Source organism: Telluria sp. LT2P80, from assembly GCF_059685955.1.
Window position 1 is genome coordinate 229,362 of record NZ_JCASIO010000004.1, and the last position, 20,113, is coordinate 249,474.

24 protein-coding genes are annotated in these 20,113 nt (G+C 65.0%); 8 read left to right on the top strand and 16 right to left on the bottom strand.

The window, feature by feature from the left end:
- Positions 1-69: 69 nt before the first annotated feature.
- The 8 genes from AC56LW_RS12765 to AC56LW_RS12800 all read right to left on the bottom strand — a co-directional run bounded on the left by AC56LW_RS12765 (position 70) and on the right by AC56LW_RS12800 (position 6,787).
- Positions 70-852 carry a sulfite exporter TauE/SafE family protein gene (locus AC56LW_RS12765; RefSeq protein ID WP_499634771.1) on the bottom strand — a complete coding sequence of 261 codons (783 nt, stop codon included), beginning with the start codon at positions 850-852 and terminating at the stop codon, positions 70-72.
- Positions 853-1,303: 451 nt separating this feature from the next.
- Positions 1,304-2,296, bottom strand: coding sequence for a lipoyl synthase (gene lipA, locus AC56LW_RS12770; RefSeq protein WP_499634774.1), 993 nt, complete (start codon positions 2,294-2,296; stop codon positions 1,304-1,306).
- Positions 2,293-3,000 carry a lipoyl(octanoyl) transferase LipB gene (gene lipB, locus AC56LW_RS12775; protein ID WP_332531218.1) on the bottom strand — a complete coding sequence of 236 codons (708 nt, stop codon included), beginning with the start codon at positions 2,998-3,000 and terminating at the stop codon, positions 2,293-2,295. Before lipB ends, lipA begins: the two co-directional genes overlap by 4 nt.
- Before the next feature lie 14 nt (positions 3,001-3,014).
- Complete coding sequence (locus tag AC56LW_RS12780; RefSeq protein ID WP_183554968.1) at positions 3,015-3,281, bottom strand: DUF493 family protein; 267 nt, start codon at positions 3,279-3,281, stop codon at positions 3,015-3,017.
- 82 nt (positions 3,282-3,363) lie between these two features.
- On the bottom strand, positions 3,364-5,313 hold the full coding sequence (locus AC56LW_RS12785; protein ID WP_499634776.1) for a DUF6600 domain-containing protein: 1,950 nt from the start codon (positions 5,311-5,313) through the stop codon (positions 3,364-3,366).
- A 134-nt stretch (positions 5,314-5,447) separates the two neighbouring features.
- Positions 5,448-6,086 carry a LysE family transporter gene (locus AC56LW_RS12790; protein WP_499504188.1) on the bottom strand — a complete coding sequence of 213 codons (639 nt, stop codon included), beginning with the start codon at positions 6,084-6,086 and terminating at the stop codon, positions 5,448-5,450.
- 114 nt (positions 6,087-6,200) lie between these two features.
- Positions 6,201-6,488 (bottom strand): HU family DNA-binding protein, encoded by a 288-nt coding sequence (locus tag AC56LW_RS12795; RefSeq protein WP_183554962.1) that lies wholly within the window; start codon positions 6,486-6,488, stop codon positions 6,201-6,203.
- A gap of 89 nt (positions 6,489-6,577) precedes the next feature.
- Positions 6,578-6,787: a BrnA antitoxin family protein gene (locus AC56LW_RS12800; RefSeq protein ID WP_183554960.1), complete on the bottom strand. Its 210-nt coding sequence runs from the start codon at positions 6,785-6,787 to the stop codon at positions 6,578-6,580.
- 50 nt (positions 6,788-6,837) lie between these two features.
- Between AC56LW_RS12800 and AC56LW_RS12805 the strand changes: the two genes are divergently transcribed.
- From AC56LW_RS12805 to AC56LW_RS12815, 3 genes are read left to right on the top strand one after another with little or no spacing between them, the layout of a single operon-like run.
- The gene (locus AC56LW_RS12805; RefSeq protein ID WP_499634779.1) at positions 6,838-7,014 is read left to right on the top strand and encodes a hypothetical protein; all 177 of its coding nucleotides are present in this window, start codon (positions 6,838-6,840) and stop codon (positions 7,012-7,014) included.
- Positions 6,993-7,925, top strand: coding sequence for a DUF808 domain-containing protein (locus AC56LW_RS12810; protein ID WP_499634782.1), 933 nt, complete (start codon positions 6,993-6,995; stop codon positions 7,923-7,925). The genes AC56LW_RS12805 and AC56LW_RS12810 overlap by 22 nt, the downstream gene beginning before the upstream one ends.
- 1 nt (position 7,926) lies before the next feature.
- Positions 7,927-8,787 carry an oxygenase MpaB family protein gene (locus AC56LW_RS12815; protein ID WP_499634785.1) on the top strand — a complete coding sequence of 287 codons (861 nt, stop codon included), beginning with the start codon at positions 7,927-7,929 and terminating at the stop codon, positions 8,785-8,787.
- Between the two features lie 7 nt (positions 8,788-8,794).
- Here AC56LW_RS12815 and AC56LW_RS12820 read toward each other — a convergent pair whose 3' ends face one another.
- The gene (locus AC56LW_RS12820) at positions 8,795-9,268 is read right to left on the bottom strand and encodes a hypothetical protein (RefSeq protein WP_183554952.1); all 474 of its coding nucleotides are present in this window, start codon (positions 9,266-9,268) and stop codon (positions 8,795-8,797) included.
- A gap of 36 nt (positions 9,269-9,304) precedes the next feature.
- Between AC56LW_RS12820 and AC56LW_RS12825 the strand changes: the two genes are divergently transcribed.
- Positions 9,305-10,594, top strand: coding sequence for an SDR family oxidoreductase (locus AC56LW_RS12825; protein WP_499634788.1), 1,290 nt, complete (start codon positions 9,305-9,307; stop codon positions 10,592-10,594).
- Between the two features lie 26 nt (positions 10,595-10,620).
- Positions 10,621-11,646, top strand: coding sequence for a zinc-dependent alcohol dehydrogenase family protein (locus AC56LW_RS12830; RefSeq protein WP_499634791.1), 1,026 nt, complete (start codon positions 10,621-10,623; stop codon positions 11,644-11,646).
- Here AC56LW_RS12830 and AC56LW_RS12835 read toward each other — a convergent pair whose 3' ends face one another.
- From AC56LW_RS12835 to AC56LW_RS12845, 3 genes are all read right to left on the bottom strand, one after another.
- Positions 11,647-12,423 carry a glutaminyl-peptide cyclotransferase gene (locus AC56LW_RS12835; RefSeq protein WP_332531210.1) on the bottom strand — a complete coding sequence of 259 codons (777 nt, stop codon included), beginning with the start codon at positions 12,421-12,423 and terminating at the stop codon, positions 11,647-11,649.
- A gap of 66 nt (positions 12,424-12,489) precedes the next feature.
- Positions 12,490-12,909, bottom strand: a complete 420-nt coding sequence (locus AC56LW_RS12840) for a DUF6644 family protein (protein WP_499634794.1) — start codon at positions 12,907-12,909, stop codon at positions 12,490-12,492.
- A gap of 71 nt (positions 12,910-12,980) precedes the next feature.
- A complete protein-coding gene (locus AC56LW_RS12845; protein WP_332531208.1) occupies positions 12,981-13,328 on the bottom strand; it encodes a DUF6152 family protein in 348 nt (115 codons plus the stop codon).
- A 129-nt stretch (positions 13,329-13,457) separates the two neighbouring features.
- Between AC56LW_RS12845 and AC56LW_RS12850 the strand changes: the two genes are divergently transcribed.
- Positions 13,458-13,958: a GNAT family N-acetyltransferase gene (locus AC56LW_RS12850; RefSeq protein ID WP_499634797.1), complete on the top strand. Its 501-nt coding sequence runs from the start codon at positions 13,458-13,460 to the stop codon at positions 13,956-13,958.
- Positions 13,959-14,093: 135 nt separating this feature from the next.
- Positions 14,094-14,741: a DUF6624 domain-containing protein gene (locus AC56LW_RS12855; RefSeq protein WP_499634800.1), complete on the top strand. Its 648-nt coding sequence runs from the start codon at positions 14,094-14,096 to the stop codon at positions 14,739-14,741.
- Between the two features lie 82 nt (positions 14,742-14,823).
- On the opposite strand, the gene nfsB is transcribed toward AC56LW_RS12855, so the two are convergent.
- The 4 genes from nfsB to AC56LW_RS12875 all read right to left on the bottom strand — a co-directional run bounded on the left by nfsB (position 14,824) and on the right by AC56LW_RS12875 (position 19,052).
- On the bottom strand, positions 14,824-15,480 hold the full coding sequence (gene nfsB / locus AC56LW_RS12860; protein ID WP_332531205.1) for an oxygen-insensitive NAD(P)H nitroreductase: 657 nt from the start codon (positions 15,478-15,480) through the stop codon (positions 14,824-14,826).
- Positions 15,481-15,549: 69 nt separating this feature from the next.
- Positions 15,550-16,557, bottom strand: coding sequence for a zinc-binding alcohol dehydrogenase family protein (locus tag AC56LW_RS12865; protein ID WP_499634803.1), 1,008 nt, complete (start codon positions 16,555-16,557; stop codon positions 15,550-15,552).
- A gap of 451 nt (positions 16,558-17,008) precedes the next feature.
- On the bottom strand, positions 17,009-18,355 hold the full coding sequence (locus AC56LW_RS12870; protein ID WP_499634806.1) for a Xaa-Pro dipeptidase: 1,347 nt from the start codon (positions 18,353-18,355) through the stop codon (positions 17,009-17,011).
- A gap of 79 nt (positions 18,356-18,434) precedes the next feature.
- Positions 18,435-19,052 carry a LysE/ArgO family amino acid transporter gene (locus tag AC56LW_RS12875; RefSeq protein WP_499635289.1) on the bottom strand — a complete coding sequence of 206 codons (618 nt, stop codon included), beginning with the start codon at positions 19,050-19,052 and terminating at the stop codon, positions 18,435-18,437.
- Positions 19,053-19,146: 94 nt separating this feature from the next.
- Here AC56LW_RS12875 and AC56LW_RS12880 point away from each other — a divergent pair, with 94 nt between their 5' ends.
- Positions 19,147-20,046, top strand: a complete 900-nt coding sequence (locus AC56LW_RS12880) for a LysR family transcriptional regulator ArgP (protein ID WP_499634809.1) — start codon at positions 19,147-19,149, stop codon at positions 20,044-20,046.
- Positions 20,047-20,113: the final 67 nt, after the last annotated feature.

Consider the following 20,113-nt stretch of genomic DNA (forward strand, 5'->3'; position numbering starts at 1 on the left):
ATGCGAATTGCGCACGAATTGCGCACGGCCGCTGGCCAATTTCCTGTCGCGCTACCAGCCGCCGTCGCGTTACAGCAGCGCCGTGTAGATGGTTTTGCCAGCCAGACCCATCATGAACAACCCAAATCCCCGGCGCAGCACCAATGTCGGCAGTGCCGCCGCCGCCCACACGCCGAACCTGGACGCCACCACCGCACACACGCTCATCACCAGTAGCGCATGCAGGTCGATATAGCCCCAGCGCCAGTCGTGCGGTGCGCCGGCAGTCACGCCGAAGCCGATCATCGCGCCCAGCGAGATGGGCAGGATGACGCCGGTGGCGGTGCCGATCGCACGGCGAATCGGTAATCCGACGTGGGTCAGGAAGAACGTGATGACCGAAGCGCCCCCCATTCCCGCCAACGAATACGCCACGCCTGACACTACGCCAGCGGCCACCCGGAAGCGCACGAAGGCCACCGACACCGTCCTGTCATGCTCGCGCTGGATCAGCAGCTTGAACCCGAAATAGGCCAGCATCAGCGCCAGGCCAAGCGCAAGCCAGACGCCCGGTATGCGCGTTGCCACCAGGGCGCCTGCCGTCGCCCCCAGGCCTGCCGGAATGAACAGTTTCTTCAGCCAGACAAAATCGACATTGCCACGTTCGCAGTGACTCAGAAATGACGCCATGCCGGTGAATGCCATGGTAGCGAGTGAAGTACCGAATGCGAGGCGAATTGCCTCGTTATTGTCCATGCCGCCACTTTGATACAGATACATCAGCACTGGAATAACAATCGCGCCACCGCCAATGCCGAATATCCCTGCCATAAAACCTGCGGCAACGCCCGCTGCGATCAGATTGAATAACATGGGCACTTTTCATTTGAACGAACGGGAATGCGTCTGCATGAGCACACGCGTTAAAGCGCGCCGCCAATTTGAATCTTATTCAATATAATCAGACTGCTGAAGCCAGACTATATTAGCATCGCGACGAACGTTATTCCATTTCCTCCGCATATCAGCCAAATATATAAATTACATGCTTCGAGCATTATTTAATATTATGAGAGATTATATTCAGCAAGAATCAAGCGTCCAGAGTCGAATGCCGCACCCGTGCTGCAACGGCGGTCTTTGATAACGAGAGCAAAGCAAGGAACGGGGACATACGAGCCGGCACAGAGGATCGTCGCGCAGGGAGCACGACGGCTGCGGGGTCAAGGGAGGGGTTCCGCCGACATTGCTGCGGCGGTGTATGAGACGATGCGACCTGCCTTCGCCGGCACGTGATGGCCGGCTGAAGGCAGTTTGGGGCAGCTTACGCCGCCACGCCCGCGTTGTGCGCCTGCTGGTCGGCGTGATACGACGAACGCACCATCGCACCGACCGCTGCGTGCACGAAGCCCATCTCGTAGGCTTTTTCTTCGAACATCTTGAAGACATCCGGGTGCACGTAGCGGCGCACCGGCAGGTGCGAATTGGTCGGCGCCAGGTACTGGCCGATCGTGAGCATGTCGATGTCGTGATCGCGCATGTCCTGCATCACCTGCAGGATTTCTTCATCGGTCTCGCCCAGGCCGACCATGATGCCCGACTTGGTGACCGCGCTCTGGTACATCTTCTTGAAGTCGCGCAGCAGCACCAGCGAGTGCGTGTAGTCGGCGCCCGGACGGGCTTCCTTGTACAGACGCGGCACGGTTTCCAGGTTGTGGTTCATCACGTCGGGCAGGCCGTCGGCGAAGATGTTCAGCGCTTTCTCGAGGCGGCCGCGGAAGTCGGGCACCAGCACTTCGATCTTGGTGCCCGGGCTCGAGGCGCGCGTTTTCTGGATGCACTCGACAAAGTGGCCGGCGCCGCCGTCACGCAGGTCGTCGCGGTCGACCGACGTGATCACGACGTACGACAGGCGCAGCGCGGCGATGGTCTTGGCCAGGTTGGCCGGCTCGTTGATGTCCAGTGGGTCCGGACGGCCGTGGCCGACGTCGCAGAACGGGCAGCGGCGGGTGCACTTGTCGCCCATGATCATGAACGTCGCGGTGCCCTTTCCGAAGCATTCGCCGATGTTCGGGCAGCTCGCTTCTTCGCACACGGTCACCAGGTTGTTGGCGCGCAGGATGTCCTTGATTTCGTAGAAGCGCGACGAGGCGGTGGCCGCCTTGACGCGGATCCAGTCGGGCTTTTTCAGGCGTTCCATCTCGGCGATCGGCACGATCTTGATCGGGATGCGCGAGGTCTTGCTGGCGCCTTTTTGCTTTTCGCTGGCGTTGTAGGCGGCTGCGGCGGCGACGCCGGTATCGATTTCGGAAGTCATAGGCTCGTTGCCCTCGCGGGGCTGTCAGTTGGTTTGTTCGGGTCTGGCTGGACGCCCTCGGGTGCCAGCTGATCGACCAGGGCCTGGGCCAGCGCCCGCTGTACATCGTGCAGCGGCGCCTCGACGCCCATCGTGCGCATATCGACTGTGACCAGTCCGGAGTAACCGCACGGATTGATCCAGGTGAACGGGGCCAGGTCCATCGCCACGTTCAGCGATACGCCATGGTAGGTGCAACCATTGCCGCGTACTTTCAGGCCCAGCGCAGCGATCTTGGCGCCTTTGCGCGGACCGTCTGCGATATAGATGCCGGGTGCACCGGCAACGCGCTCACCGCCAAGATTATACGCCCCTAACACATCGATCACCGCCTGTTCGATTTTTTCCACAAACTGGCGCGCGTACAGCTTGCCGCCCGGCTTGTTGCGGCGCAGGTCCATTAACAGATAGATCACGACCTGGCCCGGGCCATGGAAGGTCACTTCGCCGCCACGGTCGGTCTGGATGACCGGGATGTCGTGCGGGGCCAGCACGTGTTCGCGGTCGGCGCCCAGGCCCAGCGTGAACACCGGCGGATGCTCGACGATCCACAGCTCGTCGCGCGATTCGGGCGTGCGCGCATCGGTGAAGGCGCGCATCGCGGCGAAGGTGGGCTCGTAATCGGCCTGGCCGAGGTCACGAATCAGGGGGGAGGTCGCTGACATCGAGGCGAACGCCGTTACAGGACCATCTTGACCATCGGATGCGTCGACAGCGTGCGGTACACCTCGTCGAGCATTTCGCGGCTGGTGGCGCGGATGGTCACGGTCAGGCCCGTGTAGTTGCCCTTGGCCGACGGCCGTGTTTCCAGCTTGCTCTCGTCGAAGGTGGGATCGAGCTGGGTCACCAGCGCCACGATGGTCGGGGCGAAGTCGATGTGGCTCGCGCCCATCACCTTGATCGGGAAGTCGCTCGGGTATTCGATGAGGGAATCTTTGGGGTCCATGGCTGTAATCCTGTGCAAAAGCGCATTGTAGCCAATACCGGCGGTTTCGCCCTGAGGGTTGGCTGAAAACCGCCGGTTTTGGTCAGCGCTCCACGCGCGACACGCCGCGCGCGTCAGTGTTGGCGCGCTGGTCGTTATTGCGCTGCGCCGGGGTAAAGGCGGGCGCCGACGGCTGCGGACGCGGCGCCGGCGGGGCCACCATCTGCGGCGGCGCGGCGGGCCGCTGCGGTGCGTTCAGCATCGGAGCAGGCTCGGGACGCGGCTGTGGGCGGGGTTCGGGACGCGATTCCGGCCGCGGGTCTGGTCGTGGCTCCGGCCGCGCAAACGCTGGCGCATTGGTCGACATGACCGGTTGCCGCTGAATGCGTTCGGCCTGCTCGCGCATGCGCTCGCGCCCTAACCGCTCACGGTCGTTGCGCTCGACCTGAAAGCGCATGCGGTCCATCTGGTTGCGGTTCTCGAATTCACGGCCCATGCGTTCGCGTTCGCCCTGCTCACGCAGCGCCCGCTCTTGCCCCTCCATGCGTTCACGCGCCAGCCGCTCGCCGTTATTGCGTTCGCGCGTGAGCCGCTCCTGCTCGCCGCGTTCGCGCGCCTGCTGCTCGAACTGCATGCGCTCGAGGGCTGGACGCTCGAGGCCTGGGCGCTCGACGCCGGTACGCCCGACGCCGGTCTGCCCGACATTTGCACGCTCGAGCAGGTCGCGCCGGTCGCGGTTCCAGCCGGCGCGCGCCACCAGCGGTGGCGGCGGCGCGCTGCCCGGCGTGCCCGGCGCCAGCTGCTCCGGACGATTCGGGCGCGGCGCGCGCGGGACGATCACCGGACCGCGCCCGCCGAACTGCTCGCGCGGCACGACGGTCAGGCCATTGTAGCGACCTGGCTGCTGTTGCTCGCGGCGGGTAGCGTGGCGCCAGTCGTTCAGGCGGCGCAGGCGCTCGCTCGACAGGCGATAGCCCGGCACGTAGCGGTCATACGGGCTGAGTGGATACCAGCCATGCGCCGCCAGGTTGTGCGACTGGAAGCCCACATTCCAGTTGCTGCCGCCGACCCAGCCGACCAGCGCCGGCGACCACACGGGCCGCCGCTCGAGACGGCCCGGCGCCCAGGCCCAGCGATTGCGCACCTGCACCCAGCGCCCGTAGTGGAAGGGCGCGTAACCCCACGGCGCATTGTCGACCCAGGTCCAGCCCCACGGGGCGATGAAGGTCCAGCTGCCGTCGCGGTAGGGCGTCCAGTCGGCGGCCACCTGCGGGGTCCACAGGCTGCCGTAGTCCGAACTCGTGCTCCAGCTGCCGTAGCGGTCGAGTTCTTCGTAGCCGGTCATCTCCGTGCCGATATGGCGCGAGGATTGCGCTGCCACGAGGGCCTGGTCGCGCGTGAGCGACCAGTCGTCGAAGTTGTCGCGCTGCGCCTGCAGCGTGCGCACGTCCTCATCGCGCACCTGGGCCGCGCGCCCGCCACGCACGGTCAGGCTGGCGCCGGCGCCGTCAACCTGTGCTTCGCCATCGAGCACACTGACCAGGCTCGTATCGCGTTCACGCTCGGCGTCCACGCGCAGGCGTCCCGGCTGCGTCAGGCGCACGGTGGCCTGCGCCGTGCGCAGTTCGAATTCGGGCACGACGTCGACGTTCATCACGCGCACGCTGACGCTGCCGTAATGCAGACGCAGGCGCAGGCTGTCGTCGTCCAGTTCCGTGACCTCGAGCGAGCTGTCGCTGTCGAGCCGGATGGCGGTGGAACCGATCCGCAGCTCGGTGCGCGCGCCGGGCGCGGTGGAGATCAGGTTGCGCGACGTGATCGGCCAGTTCAGTTGCGCCGGGGACGATTCGGCGCCGACGTCGCCACCGATGTCGACCTTGCCCTGGACCAGCGAGATGCGCCCGGCCCGGCCCGGAGCCTCGGCCAGTTGCGTGTCGTCCAGCACCTGGCCCTGTTCGAGCGCGTCGGTCTGCAGCACCGTTTGCGCGGGCACAGACGTGGAAAACGCCGCCAGTACGAGCAATGCGGCGGTCGGGGCGAAACGATGGGTCATGGTGGTGCTCCGGAGGGGGAACGCAGACGGAAGGGTACAAACGCATTACAACGCGCGCCCGCTGACGGGGCAACGCGGCTTACAAACAGTTGCATCTGCCGACAGACGAAGAAACAAGCCGGCAGACCGGCGCGTCAGCCCGGCTGGCGCTTGACGAAAAACAGCATCGAGCCGATCACCACCAGCACCGCACCGAACACGCGGTTCTGCAGTTTCATGTGGCGCGGATCGCGCATGTAGCGCTGCATCGAGGCGGCCAGCGCCGCGTAGCAATGCATGACGACCGAATCGATGACGACCATCGTCACACCCAGGATCGCCAGTTGCGTGAGCAGCGGGGCGTCTTTCGAGATGAACTGCGGCAGCACCGCGACCATGAAGATGATGCCCTTCGGGTTGGTGGTGTTGGTCAGGAAGCCCGTCAGCACGCGGCGGCCGAACGGCGGGTGTGCTTCCAGGCCGACGGTCGATGCGGCGGGGCCGGGCGCAGGCGCGGCGCGCCACTGGCTCACGCCCAGGTAGATCAGGTACAGCGCGCCGACCACCTTGACGATCGTGAAGGCGACCGAGGACGCCAGCAGCAGCGAGCCGACACCGGCGCCGGCGATGATCAACACCAGCACCAGGCCGAGTTGCAGGCCCAGCACCGTGGCGCTGGCTTTCTTGAGGCCATAGGCCAGGCCGTGCGACATCGACAGCACCGCGCCGGAACCGGGCGAAATGGCGATCAGGGAACCGGCGATGACGAAAGCGATCCAGGTGGCGAAGCTCATGGTGGCGGGTAGAAAATGGGGAACAGCGGGGAGGGTGGACGACGGGACGTTACTGCATCAGCCTCGCGCGCGCGACCCGCACAGGGGCCGCGGCACAAGGCCGTGGAATGGTGCTTACTTCTTTTTGGTCGGGTTGACCGATGCTTTCAGGGTCGCGCCAGCCGAGAAACGCGGGCTCTTCGACGCCGCGATCTTGATCACTTCGCCGGTGGCAGGATTGCGGCCCTTGCGTGCAGCGCGCTTCGTCACCGAGAAGGTGCCAAAGCCGGTGATGCCGACCGTGTCGCCTTTTTTGAGGCGCTCGGTGATGATCTCGATGATCGTGTTCACGGCCACGCCAGCGGCAGCACCGGACATCTCGGTACGCTTCGCGAATTCTGCGATCAGTTCGCCTTTTTTCATAAATCCCTCCGGGGTTAAAAGAGCGGGAAGATTAGCATAAATATTGCCAAGTGCAATGCCGCGCCAGGAGGGAAATCTGAAAGGAAGCCTTATGCGACGCCGGTTTCGCCGATCGGGCCGTTCAAACGGTTGCGCAGCGCGGCGTTGATCAGGGTCTGGTATCCGGTGCCGCAACGCTCGGACAGGGTGCGAAATTCGTTGAGTACTTCGTCGTCGAGATAGATGGTGATGCGGGTCTTGCGCTTGGGAGGACGGACACGGCGAACGGGAGCGGCGGCCTGGATCGAATCGGTGTTCATGGGATCTCCTTCGTGATGGGGGACGAGGCTGCAGCACCGCAACCTTCAGCATGGACGATACGTACAACGCATCCGCTCCGCGCGGCAAAAGCGACGAGATGCAGATTGGCGGGGTTGAAACGCAAAAACCGGCGCTGAACCGTGTAGGTACTTTACGGCGCCTCGGTTACTATCATTGCAACTTAATTTTGAAGGAGCACGACCCATGGCTGGAGCAAGTTTACTGACCTTACTGGACGATATCGCCGCCGTCCTCGACGACGTTGCCGTGATGAGCAAGGTCGCCGCAAAAAAAACCGCTGGCGTCCTGGGCGACGACCTGGCGCTCAATGCGCAGCAGGTCACGGGTGTGCGCGCCGATCGCGAACTGCCCGTGGTGTGGGCGGTGGCCAAAGGCTCGTTCGTCAACAAGGCAATCCTGGTGCCGGCCGCGCTGGCGATCTCGGTGTTCCTGCCGTGGCTCATCACGCCGCTGCTGATGATCGGCGGTGCGTTCCTGTGCTTCGAGGGCGCCGAAAAACTCGCGCACAAATTCCTGCACAGCCCTGAGGAAGATGCGCAGCACAAGGCCGCGCACGTGGCGGCGGTGGCCAATACCGAGGTCGATCTGGTCGCGCTGGAAAAGGAAAAGATCAAGGGCGCCGTGCGCACCGACTTCATCCTGTCGGCCGAGATCATCGTGATCTCGCTGGGCACCCTGGTAGGCGTCGCCTTCGGCCAGCAGGTTGCCGTGCTGGTGGCGATCGCCATCCTGATGACGATCGGCGTGTACGGCCTGGTGGCGGCGATCGTCAAGATGGATGACGCCGGTCTGCACCTCAGCAAGAGCCAGAACGGCGCCGCGCGCGGCCTGGGCAAGGGCTTGCTGGCGTTTGCGCCGCGCCTGATGAAGGTGCTGTCGGTGGTCGGTACCGCCGCGATGTTCATGGTCGGCGGCGGCATCATCGCCCACGCCATCCCTGCCGTGCACCACTTCGCGCAAAGCATGGCCGCCAGCGTGGCCGACATACCGGCGGTCGGCGGCGTGCTGGCGTTCCTGGTCCCGACCCTGATCGACGCGCTCGTTGGCGTGCTCGTGGGCGCGATCATCGTCGCCGTGGTGACGCTGATCCAGCGCATGCGGGGCAAGAAAGGCTGACGTGCTGGCGCAGCTGCGGGCATTGATGCAACCGCCGGCCGGCATGGCGTTCGACTTCAGCCAGCCGGCCGGCGAACCGGCGCTCGCACCGGCCGGCGGCATCACCTGGCAGGTGTTCGCCAACCCGGTCGCGCTGTTCGTCGGCGGGGTGACGGCGGTGCTGCTCGAACTGGCCGAACCATCGGTGCGTACCGGCGTCTGGGACCACAGCAGCTTCCGGCGCGACCCGGGCCTGCGCCTGCGCCGCACCGGTTTTGCCGCGATGATGACGGTGTACGGCCCCCGCTCGGCGGCCGAACAACTGATCGCGAACGTGGTGCGCATCCACCGCCACGTGCAGGGCACCACGCCAGCCGGCGTGCCGTACCACGCGAACGATCCGCGCCTGCTCGACTGGGTCCAGGCCACGGCCACCTTCGGCTTTACCGAAGCGTTTCACCGCTACGCGCGCCGTTTGTCGGCGCTTGAGAAGGATGCGGCGTTCGCCGAAGCGCAGGCTGCGGCGCGCTTGTATGGCGCGACGGGTGCGCCGCGCTCGTGGCGCGAGTGGGAAGGTACGCTCGCCAGCACTGCGCCTGGCCTGGAGGGGTCGGCCATCCTGGCCGATTTCATTCGGATCATGGGCGAGGCGCCGATCCTGCCGGCGCCCCTGCGGCCGCTCCAGCGTTTGCTGGTACGCGCCGCCATCGAGATCACACCGGAGCCGGTGCGCTCATTGCCGCAACTTCGCGGCCACGGCCTGCGCCTGGGCGAGGCCACGCTGGTGCGGGCCCTGGCGCGCGGCGCCGGCTTGCTGCCACTGGGCGACACGCCACCGGCGCAGGCCACCCGGCGGCTGGCGACAGCCAGGCCGCACCACTAACACACCATTACTTCGGTGGCTGATTGCGCCGCAGGAACATCGAGCCCAGGGCCATGCCGACGGCAATCGACGTGTAGACCACACCCAGCGACTTGTTCGACAGGCGTTTCTGGTACCCCGGCTGCAATGGCCGTGGCGTGAGCTTGTGATCGGTGAAGGCGGCGAAGGCCGACGTTGCCGCTGCCGAGGCCAGGACGGCCGACGGGTTCTTCTGATCGAGCACGCCGCCCATCACACGCTCGAACACCAGTGCCCAGACCGTGGCGCTGGCATGGTGAATCAACAGACCAGGCACCGTGTAGCGCAGCGAGAAGCGGTCACGGAAGCTGGCCTTGCGACCGTGTACATAGTGACTGACAGCATTGGTTGCGGCATAGGGGCTGCCGGTTTCTTTCTTTGCGACCAGCGCCATGGCGACCGTCGAGACAATACTCGAGGCCGCACCGGAGACGAGTGCGCGCTGTATTACCGTATATTTCATACAATCCTCTTTTCGATCGCGTAAAGGGAACATCGGATGCGGATTCTGCTGACGGGTGCAAGCGGGTTTGTTGGGCAACACTTGTTGCAAGCGTTGCTGACCGAAGGCCACCACGTCGTCTGCGCGGTGCGTCATCCCGAAACGAGCGACGACCCGCGCCTCAGCTATATCCATGCTGATTTCACTAACGATAACAATAAATCAACCTGGCTGTCGCGCCTCTCGGGAATCGACGCCGTGATCAACACGGTCGGCATTTTTCGCGAGAGCGGCCGCCAGACGTTTGTCCGTCTGCACAAGGAAACGCCGCGCGCCCTGTTTGCCGCCTGCGCCGAATCGCACGACGTGCAGATGGTGGTCCAGCTGTCCGCGCTGGGCGCCGATGGCGAAGGCACCACGCCGTATCACGTGTCCAAGCGCGAGGCCGACGACTACCTCGCTTCGCTGCCGCTACGCTCCTACATCGTCCAGCCGTCGCTCGTGTATGGCCGCGACGGCGGCAGCGCGCGCGCCATGCGCACGCTGGCCAGCATGCCATTCACGCTGCGCTTCGGCAGCAAGCCGCAGCTGGTGCAGCCGATCCACATCGACGATCTGGTAGCGGCCATCATCGGCCTGTTCAAGCACCGGCTGCCGATGGCGCCGGACGGCGGCGCGACGATGCGCGTGCCGCTGGTGGGGCCGCAGGCGATGCCCTTCACCGAATACCTGGCCACGCTGCGCCGCGCGATGGCGATGGGCCGCCAGCCGGTACTGCACTTGCCCGGGCCGGTGGCCCGCTTCGCGGCCGGCGTCGCGGGGCTGCTGCCAGGCTCGCTCCTGGATCGCGACGCCCTGAAAATGCTCGATCACGACAACAGCGCCGACGCGACGCTCACGGCCAACCTGATCGGCCATCCGCCACGGCCCGTCAGTGCCTTCATCCAGGACGCCGAGTGCGAGCGCGCGCGCGCCAAGCTTGGCTGGCTGCTGCCGGTCCTGCGCTACAGCATTGCCGCGGTCTGGATCATCACGGCGATCGTTTCGCTCGGCCTGTACCCGATCGAGGACAGTCTCGCGCTACTGGCGCAGGCGGGCGTGCCGCCAGAGCTGCAGCTGCCAGCGCTGTACGGCGCAGGGGGCCTGGATCTGCTGCTGGGACTGGGCACGCTGTTCCTGCCGCGGCGCCGCTGGCTGTGGGTGACGCAACTGGGCGTGGTGGCACTGTGCAGCGCCGTGATCGCTTTCACGCTGCCCCAGTTTCTGGTGCAGCCGTTCGGCCCCTTGCTCAAGAACCTGCCGCTGTTAGCGGCGCTCTGGCTGCTGTACCACCTCGACGAAAAATAACGATTTCAACTGACACAGGAGCACCCATGCAGGCTTACCAAATTCTTCACGGCGCCACCATCGACGGCTTGCAAGCCATCGAGTATCCGGTGCGCGACCTTGGCCTGGGCGAAGTGCGCATTCGCGTGCACGCCGTTGCGCTTAACTATCGCGACCTGATGGTCGCGGCCGGGAACTACCTGGTCTCGGTCGACGATCCGATCATCCCATGCTCGGACGGCGCCGGCGAAGTGCTGGCCGTCGGGCCGGGCGTCACGCGCGTGCAGGTGGGCGATCGCGTGGCCGGTTCGTTCTTTCCGTTCTGGCACGAGGGCGGCCCCACGCCCGCCAAGATCCGCAATGGTCTGGGCGGCGACATCGACGGCATGCTGGCCGAAGAAGTCGTGCTGCACGAGGATGCGCTGGCGATTGTCCCGGCGGGCCTGAGCTTCATCGAGGCGGCCACGATGCCCTGCGCAGCCGTCACCGCGTGGAATGCCATCTTCGTCTCGGGCAATCACGTCAAACCCGGCGACACCGTGCTGCTGCTGGGGACGGGCGGCGTGTCGATCCTCGGTCTGCAACTCGCGCGCGCCGCCGGCCTGCGCACGATCGTGACGTCGTCGAGCGACGAAAAACTGGCGCGCGCACGCGAACTGGGCGCGCATCACACGATCAACTACACCACGATCCCGGAATGGCAGGACGAAGTGCTGCACCTGACTCATGGCGTGGGCGCGCAGGTGGTGCTGGAAGTGGGCGGCCAGGGCACGGTGAACCGGTCGGTGGCGGCGGTGGCGATGGGCGGCACGGTGGCCGTCATCGGTGGCGTGAGCGGCTTTGGCGGTGAAGTCAATCCGGCGACGTTGCTGGCCAGCGCCAAGCGCCTGGTGGGCGTGCACGTGGGCAGCCGCGCGATGCTGGAAGACGTGATGCGCTTCGCCGACGCCAGCGGCGTCAAGCCGGTGATCGACCGCGTGTTCCCGTTCGGCCAGGCGCAGGACGCGTACCGCTATCTTGAATCCGGTGCGCACTTCGGCAAGGTCGTGATCGACGTGACCAACGCCGCGTGATCAGCGGCGCAGGCGTGGCACCAGCTCGATCTCAAACAGCTTGGGCCACAGCTTGCCGGTGACGAACAGGCGCTTGCCTTTGTCGTCCCAGGCGATGCCGTTCAGGACGGCGTCGACGGAGGTCGTGCCGCGCGCTTCCGGCGGCAACAGGCCGGTCAGGTCGATCAGGCCGAGGACCTTGCCGCTGTCGGGATCGATGCGCAGGATAAGGTCGGTGCCCCAGACATTCGAATACAGCTCGCCGTTGACGAATTCGAGCTCGTTCAGGCGCGGCACCGGCTGGCCTTCGGCCGTGACCTGGATGCGGCGCAGCTCTTTCATCGTCTTCGGATCGAGGATGCGGATGGCGGCGCTGCCATCGCTCATGTACAGCTGCTTCGCATCGCCCGCCAGGCCCCAGCCTTCGCCTTCGTACTTGAATTGCTGTTTGAGCTTGAAGGTCTTGAGGTCAAACACATAGCCGACCTGCGACTGCCAGGTCAGGCCGACCAGGGTATTGCCCACTGCGGTGGAGCCTTCGCCGAACACGTTGGCCGGCAGATCGGCCTTCTGCACCACCTTGCCCGTCTTGATGTCGACCTTGCGGATCGTCGAGTGGCCGATCTGGCCCGTGCTTTCGTACAGGTAGCCGTCGCGGTAGGACAGGCCCTGCGTGAACGCCTGCGGATCGTGGGGGTAGGTGTTCTTGACAACGAAGCCGTAGACCGGCGGCGCAGCGTGGGCGCTGCTGGCGACGACGAGGGCGGCGATGGCAAAGGTGGTGAGCTGTTTCAGCATGGCGGGTCGGGAAGAAAGCGGCAGGAGACTGTAGCACGAAGGCCGGGTGGCTGTTCGACAGGCTTGCTACACATACGCCAGCAGCCGTCCGCAGGCGATGACGCCGATCCAGAGCAGCAGCGACAGCGCCGCATGCAATCGGGCGCGCAGCGGCGCTTTGGCAGGCCAGCATGCGGCCGTGCGCCAGGGCCCGACGTGGAACGCCAGCGCATTGCCACCCGCCGCACCGATCAGCGCCAGCTTGAGGAGAAAGGCCTGGTTATCCAGCAGCTCGGGCTGGGTCGCGAACAGCAGCACGCCACTGGGTACGATCAGCAGCAGCGCGGCCCACGTCCAGGGCAGCAGGTGGCGCGCCAGCGCCTGTACGGGCAGCGCCTCAGCCGGCCGCGTACGCCCAACGCCGAGCAGGCGCAGGTCGAACATGGCCACCGCGCCCACCAGCACCGTGAAACCCACGATGTGGACGATCTCGACGAGCGGGTACAACCAGGCGCCGTCGCGCAGCGCTTGCGCCGGTGGGGTCGATGCGAGCCACTCCGCCGCCGCGTGCGCGGCGCTCAGCGCAGCTCCGTGACCTTGTCGCCCACCGTGATGCGTTCGGCGCGCAGTTCGGCGGGCTTGGTGCGGTTGGGATAACCGACGACGGTGACGGTGCCGCCGACGGCCAGCATGGCCCTGGCCAGGCCACGGTTTTCCATCCGGCTGGGTGGCGCCAGCACGACGAGCCAGGTTTTGTCCGGCGTCTTGAGGCGGACGTAGCCGTGAGGCTGGCGGTAACCCGATTCCTCGATGGTCCCGGTCAGCTGCTGCGGGCGGTTGGCGTCGTACTCGCTCCAGCCGTGGTGGGCGGCGGCGCTGGCGGACATGGCGAGCAGCAGGGCGGCCAAAGCAGGTGTGCGTTTCATGGGCGACTCCGGTGAAGGTAACTCGACGAATGCAGTGCCAGCATATGCCTGCGACGGGGATTCGGGCGCACGGTTTCTGCACGCGGGTGCGTGTACGATGTGCTGACACCACCGCATCAGGAGTGGGTCATGCTGATATGCCGTGCGGCCACCGCAGCCGATCTTGCGGTCTTGTGGCCGCTGCGCACACGGGCCGTGCGCGCCAGTTGCGCGGCGCACTATCCGGCGGCCGTGATCGAGACCTGGTCCGCCAGCGCCGCGCCGGCATCGTTGGCGGTACTGGTGAATCTTGGGAGCGCCGTGGTGGCGGAAAAAGACGGCGCGCTGGCAGGCTTCGCGGTGCTCGACCTGGCCAGCGGCGAAGTCGATGCGGTGTTTGTCGATCCGGCGCATCAGGGACGCGGGATCGCGCTGGACTTGCTGCGCTGGCTCGAGGGACTGGCGCAGGGGCGCGGCGTGCGACGCCTGTTCCTGTCGGCCTCGCTCAATGCGGTGGCGTTCTACGAGCGCGCCGGATTCTTACGGGTGCGCGACGAGGTGTATGCGCATCGCAGCGGGATCGGCATCGCGTCCGTATTTATGGAAAGGATGCTGTCACCCGCATGCGATGGCGCAGCACCGCTCAAGTGAACGTGAACGTCGCCTCCTGAGCTGTTCCAGCAGGACTGGTCGGGAGGAAGGCACCATCAGATCATGCAGGATGCGTGGACCTAGCCAGGTAGCGGTCTTACACTGGCCTGGTGATTACTGCCATCGAGGATATGGATGCAGAATTTTTTGAAGGCTCTGGGCGTCGCCATTGCTGCTACCCTGCCTTGCGCCGCGGCGCAGGCGGCCTGCGAAGACTACACAAAGGAACTGCGCACGATGGTCAGCGCCGATCAGGCCCTGCGCTCCCGTCTCGACTTCAGCAAGATCAACACCCCGGCCCAGCAGAAAATCGGGGCGCACATGGCCGTGATCGACCGTGCCAACACGGCACGTCTGAAAGTCCTGTTTGCACAGTGCGGTTTTCCTGACGCCGAAAAGCACGGCGAGCGCGCCGGGCGCGATGCCTGGCTGCTGGTGCAGCATGCCGATCACGACAGGGCATTCCAGAAGCAGACGTTGGCCTTGCTCGAGAAGATCGCCGCAGAGCGGGGCGAACCGGTAGGGCGCAACTTTGCCTATCTGTCCGACCGCGTGGCGGTGGCCGAGCGCAGGCCGCAGCTGTATGGCACCCAACTGATGTCGCTGCCAGAGAAGCCGTGTGATGTTGACTTCGATCCGCTGGACGATCGCCAGAAAGTCGAAGCGCGCCGTGCCGCCCTGGGAATGCCGCCGCTCGATATCTACAAGAAGATGATCATCAAAAACGCAAACTGCCAGGTAGATGTGCCGGAGACCAGGCCAGCGTCGCCATCGCCACAGTGATTGGTGCACAGGCCGCAGTGCACGCAGGGGCGACGCAAGACAAAAAAAAGGCCCACCGAAGTGGGCCAGTCTTGCGCTCGCATCAATCGATGAAGGTGAACGTCGCTTCCTGCGTCAGGCGCGACTTCGGCAAGCCCGCATTGAAGTCGGCTGGCGACGAGTAACCGAAGCTCACCAGCACCAGGCTGGTCAAGCCCTTCTCGTTCAGGTCGAATTCGGCGTCGAGGATCTTCTGGTCGAAGCCTTCCATCGGCGTCGCATCGATCTCCAGTGTGGCCGCGCCGAGCAGCGCGGTGCCCAGCGCCAGATACACCTGTTTCTCGAGCCACTGGGCCACGTCCTTGGTACCGTAGCGGTGCTGGTTGACATAGCCGCGGCGGGTGGCGTCCTGGCCGGCACGCGCCTGCGCATCGCGGAAGCGCCCGTCGCGCTCTTCCTGCTCCAGCAGCGCGTCCATGTGCGCTTCGTCCATGTCGACGCGGGCGCACAGCACGATCACGTGTGACGCGTCGTTGACCTTGGCGGCGTTGTAGACGTAGCCGCCCTGGGTTGCCTTGGCAATGCGCGCGCGGCCTTCGGGCGTGTTGGCGACGATGAAGTGCCATGGCTGCGAATTGACCGACGACGCGCTGTTACGCAGCAGGTCATATACTTTCTGCATCACGTCTTCAGGGATCCGACGCGCGCTATCGTAGGCTTTGGCGGTATGGCGCTTTTTGGCGGCCGACAGAATGTCCATGGTGTTCCTTTCGCTTTCGCTGGGTGATCGTGGGATTTTTCAACCCCACGATGGTAAGCGATTCCGGCGTCAGAAGTTTTCGAGGACGATTTTTCCGACCGCCTTGCCGCTTTCGATCAGCGCATGCGCGCGGCGCAGGTTATCGGCGGTGATCGCGCCGAAATGCTCGCCCAGGGTCGTCGTCAGGCGGCCATCGTCGACCATGTCGGCCACGCGGTTCAGCAGCTCGTGCTGACGCACCATGTCGGGTGTGCCGAACAGCGAGCGCGTGAACATCAGCTCCCAGTGCAGCGAGATCGACTTGCGCTTGAGCGGCACTGCGTCGAGCGTGGCCGGATCGTCGATCAGCGCCAGCTGGCCCTGCGGCGCGAGCGCCTCGATGATGTCGGCATAGTGATGATCGGTGTGCGTCAGGCTGATGACGATGTCGACCTGGTCGAAGCCCAGTTCGGCCAGCTGCGGCTGCATCGGGCGCGTGTGGTCGACGGTATGGTGCGCACCCAGTTTGGTGACCCACTCGCGCGTGGCATCGCGCGAGGCGCTGCCGATGACGGTGAGCCCCGTGAGCTGGCGCGCGAGCTGAATCAGGATCGAGCCAACACCGCCGGCCGCGCCGATGACCAGCAGCGACTTGCCAGCCCCGCCGCCTTCGGGCACGCGCAGGCGGTCGAACAGCAGCTCCCAGGCCGTGATCGACGTCAGGGGCAGGGCAGCCGCTTCGGCAAAGCCGAGCGTACGGGGCTTCTTGCCAACGATGCGCTCATCGACCGCCTGGAATTGGCTGTTGGAGCCGGGGCGAATAAGCGATCCGGCATAAAACACCTCATCGCCCGGCGCGAACAGCGTGACACTGTCGCCAACCGACTGCACGACACCACTGGCATCCCACCCAAGCACACGCGGCTCAGTCACCGCCACGCCAAGGCGGATCTTGGTATCGACCGGATTGACCGACACCGCGCGCACCTCAACCACTACATCATGCGGCCCCGCCACCGGCATCCCCAATTCCATTTCGACAAGCGCCTTCGGATCATCGATCGGCAACCCATTCTGCGTATAAACAATTGCTTTCATTTCTTCTCCTAAAAACAAACAATGAGGGTCAGAGTCGAATTGTTTGACAACTTCATTTAATCAATTTCTTATTAATTCGACTCTGACCCTAATTGATTGGCAAGACGTGCAGCCGAGCTCAGGGTTGAAGCGAGATTGGACGGAAATTGAATCAATTGCTCATTAATTCTACTCTGACCCTAATTGTTCAAGGCCGTAATTCGGCACAAAACCATGCCTATAAGATACTAATTTAAATCAGGAAATTAATTCATCCCTGAGCACATAAAATTCAAAGAAAACAATTAGGGTCAGAGTCGAATTGTTTGTCAATTTTTGAAAATAAATTGAAAATTAATTCGACTCTGACCCTAATTAAAGCTGGCACACATTCAAGTAATTCAATACTGTTGACGCTGCAACATTTACTGGCTTGATATTGGGCTATTGCTCATTAATTCTACACTGACCCTCATTGTTGGGGGGTGAGGCGTTTGACGATGAGGCCGTTCTGGATGACGACGGCGGGGGCTTCCAGCAGGCGGACGTTGACGGTTGGGTCGCCTTCGACGGCGACCAGGTCGGCGTAGCGGCCGGGTTCGATGATGCCGACGTCTTTGCGTGCCAGTGCTTCGGCGGCGTTGATGGTGGCGCTCTGGATGGCTTGCAGCGGCGTCATGCCGTACTGGACCATGACGGCGAACTGCTTGCCGTTGCCGCCGTGCGGGTGGACGCCGGCGTCGGTGCCGAACACCATTTTCACGCCGGCCGCATGCGCGCGCTTGAAGTTCTGACGCTGCAGTTCCGTCACTTCGCGGTCCTTGCGCAGATTGTCTTCCAGCACGCCGTTCTTCTTGCCCTCAAGCGCCGTGTAACTGCCGTTGTAGATGTCCATCGACAGCCATGCGCCATGCTTCTTGGCCAGGGCGATGCCTTCGTCGTCGATCAGGCTGGCGTGTTCGATCGTGTTCACGCCGGCGCGGATGGCGTCCTTGATGCCGGCGGCGCCGTGCGCGTGCGCGGCGACCTGCAGGCCCCACTGGTGCGCTTCTTCGACGGCCGCGCGCAGTTCGGCGAGGTTCATCTGCTGCTGGCCCGGCTCGGTGTTGCGCGAGAAGACGCCGCCCGTGGCGCACACCTTGATGACTTGCGCGCCGTACTTGCGCAGCGAGCGCACCGACTTGCGCACTTCGTCCGGCCCGTCGGCGTTGTACGGGCCTTTCTGGTCCATCGATGGCGGGAAGTAGGTGCTGTCGCAGTGGCTGCCGGTCGGGCCGAACGACCAGGCGGCAGGGATGATGCGCGGGCCGCGCACCTTGCCGGCGGCGATCGCCTGGCCCAGGCCGACGTCGTTCCAGTCGGCTGCGCCCAGATTGCGCACCGTGGTAAAGCCCGCGTCGAGCGTCTTGCCCGCATGCGCCACGGCCAGCGCCGACCAGAAGCGGTCGTTGTATTCCAGGTTGCTGTAGCCGCCGTAGGTGGGGTCGGAGTCGAGGTGGACGTGCATGTCGATCAGGCCGGGCAGCAGCGTCATGCCGGGCAGGTCGATGCGCGTGGCGGCTTCGCCACCGGCCGCCGCGCCAGCTGCGCCGCCCACTCCACCTGCGCCACCTGCACCACCTGCGCCACCCGCGCGCCCGATGCTGACGACTTTGCCGTCGCGTACCAGGATCTCGGGCTTGTCGATCATGCGCCCGGATTTCACGTCCAGCAGCCGCTCGGCGCTGATGATGACGTCGGCGGCGTGTACGCCGGACCAGCCCACGGTGGCCATGCACAGGGCCATCAGTTTCAGTGCCAAACGGTTCTTGCGGTTCAAGCCAGCTCCTCGAAAATTGAATGGACAAAATGCAACTTTACACCGCCATGCACCGTGTCCATCCACTTTTTTTGCAGCCTCACGTGTCGACCACGAGCAGCACCGCCAGCACCAGCATCACGGCGCCCGTGAGCGCCTCGATCACGCGCCATACCCCAGGGCGCGCCAGCGTCGATGCGAAGCGCCGCGCTCCCAGCCCGATCGCCGAGAACCACAGCGCCGACGCCGTGATCGCCCCCAGCGCAAACGAACTGCGCTCGCTCGCGGCCAGGCTGCTGCCGACAGCCCCGAGCAGCACGACGGTGTCCAGATACACGTGCGGATTGAGCAGCGACAGCGCCAGCACGGTTGCCAGCGCCGCGCCCAGCGTCTGCGCCTGCGCAGCTGCGTCGCCGGACAGGGTCGCGCCGCCACGCCAGCTGCTCGACCAGCAGCGCAGCCCGTACCAGACCAAAAACGCGGCGCCGCCGTAGCGCGCCAGCGGCATCAGGATCGGCGACGCTTCGATCAGCGCGCCCAGGCCACTGGTGCCGGCCGCGATCAGGATCGCATCGACGACGATGCAGGTCGCGACTGTCGGCAGTACGTGCCGGCCCCGCACTGCAGTGCGCAGCACGTGCGCGTTCTGGGCACCGATGCCCACGATGAGACCAGCGCCCAGCCCCAGCCCCTGAAGATAGATCTGTTGCGAGAACATGGCAGCCTCCTGGCGAAAGCCGCCACTATTCCAGCCCATGGACTCGACTTCAATTATATTCATGATTATTCAGGCCACGTAAGAAGCGCTAATCATGAAGCTCGACCCTCGCCGCAGCGCCGCCTTCCTCGCCGCCATTGACGCCGGCAGCCTGGAAGCCGCCGCCGCCCAGCTCAGAATCACGCCGTCGGCCGTCTCGCAGCGCATCTCGGCGCTGGAGCAGGACATGGGCACGCCGCTGCTGGTGCGCAGCCGGCCCTGCCGCCCCACCGCACCCGGCGCGCGGCTGCTGCAATATCTGCGCCGCTCCACACTGCTCGAATCGGAGTTCCTGGCCGAGATGACGGGCGATCCGGGCCCGGCGCGCGTGACGCTGGCGGTCAACAACGACACGCTGGCGACCTGGCTGCTGCCCGTGCTGGCGCCCATCCTGATCGACGAACAGCTGCTGGTCGAATTCATTCTCGATAACCAGGGCCACACGTTTTCGCTGCTCGAAGGGGGGCATGCCGTGGCCTGCATCTCGGGCGAGCCGGAGCCGATGCGCGGCTGCTGCGCGAGCCTGCTCGGCGTGATGCGCTACCGGCTGGTGGCCTCGCCCGCGTTCGCGCAGCGCTGGTTCCCGGCCGGAATCACGCGCGCCACCGCGCAGGTCGCGCCGCTGATGGTCTTCGATCGCAAGGATGCGATGCAGTCGTCGTTCCTGCTCACGCAATTCGGGCTGCCGGACGGCGCGTACCCGTTTCACTACGTGCCGTCCAGCGATGCGTTCGCGGAGGCAGTGCGCCTGGGTCTGGGCTACGGCATGCTGCCGCACGAGCAGTGCGCGGCGCTGCTGCAGAGCGGCGACCTGGTCGACCTGTCGCCCGCCATCGCGCACGACGTGCCGCTGTACTGGCACGCCTGGCGGATCCAGCCCCCGCGCCTCGAACGCATGGGCGCGGCGCTGCTCAAGGCCGCGCGCGCCGCGCTGCTGCCGCTTGCGCCGCATTGAAGAGCGCCGCAATAAAAAAAGGCCGGCTGCGCAAGCAGCCGGCCCCTCAGGTCAGGTACACCTCAGA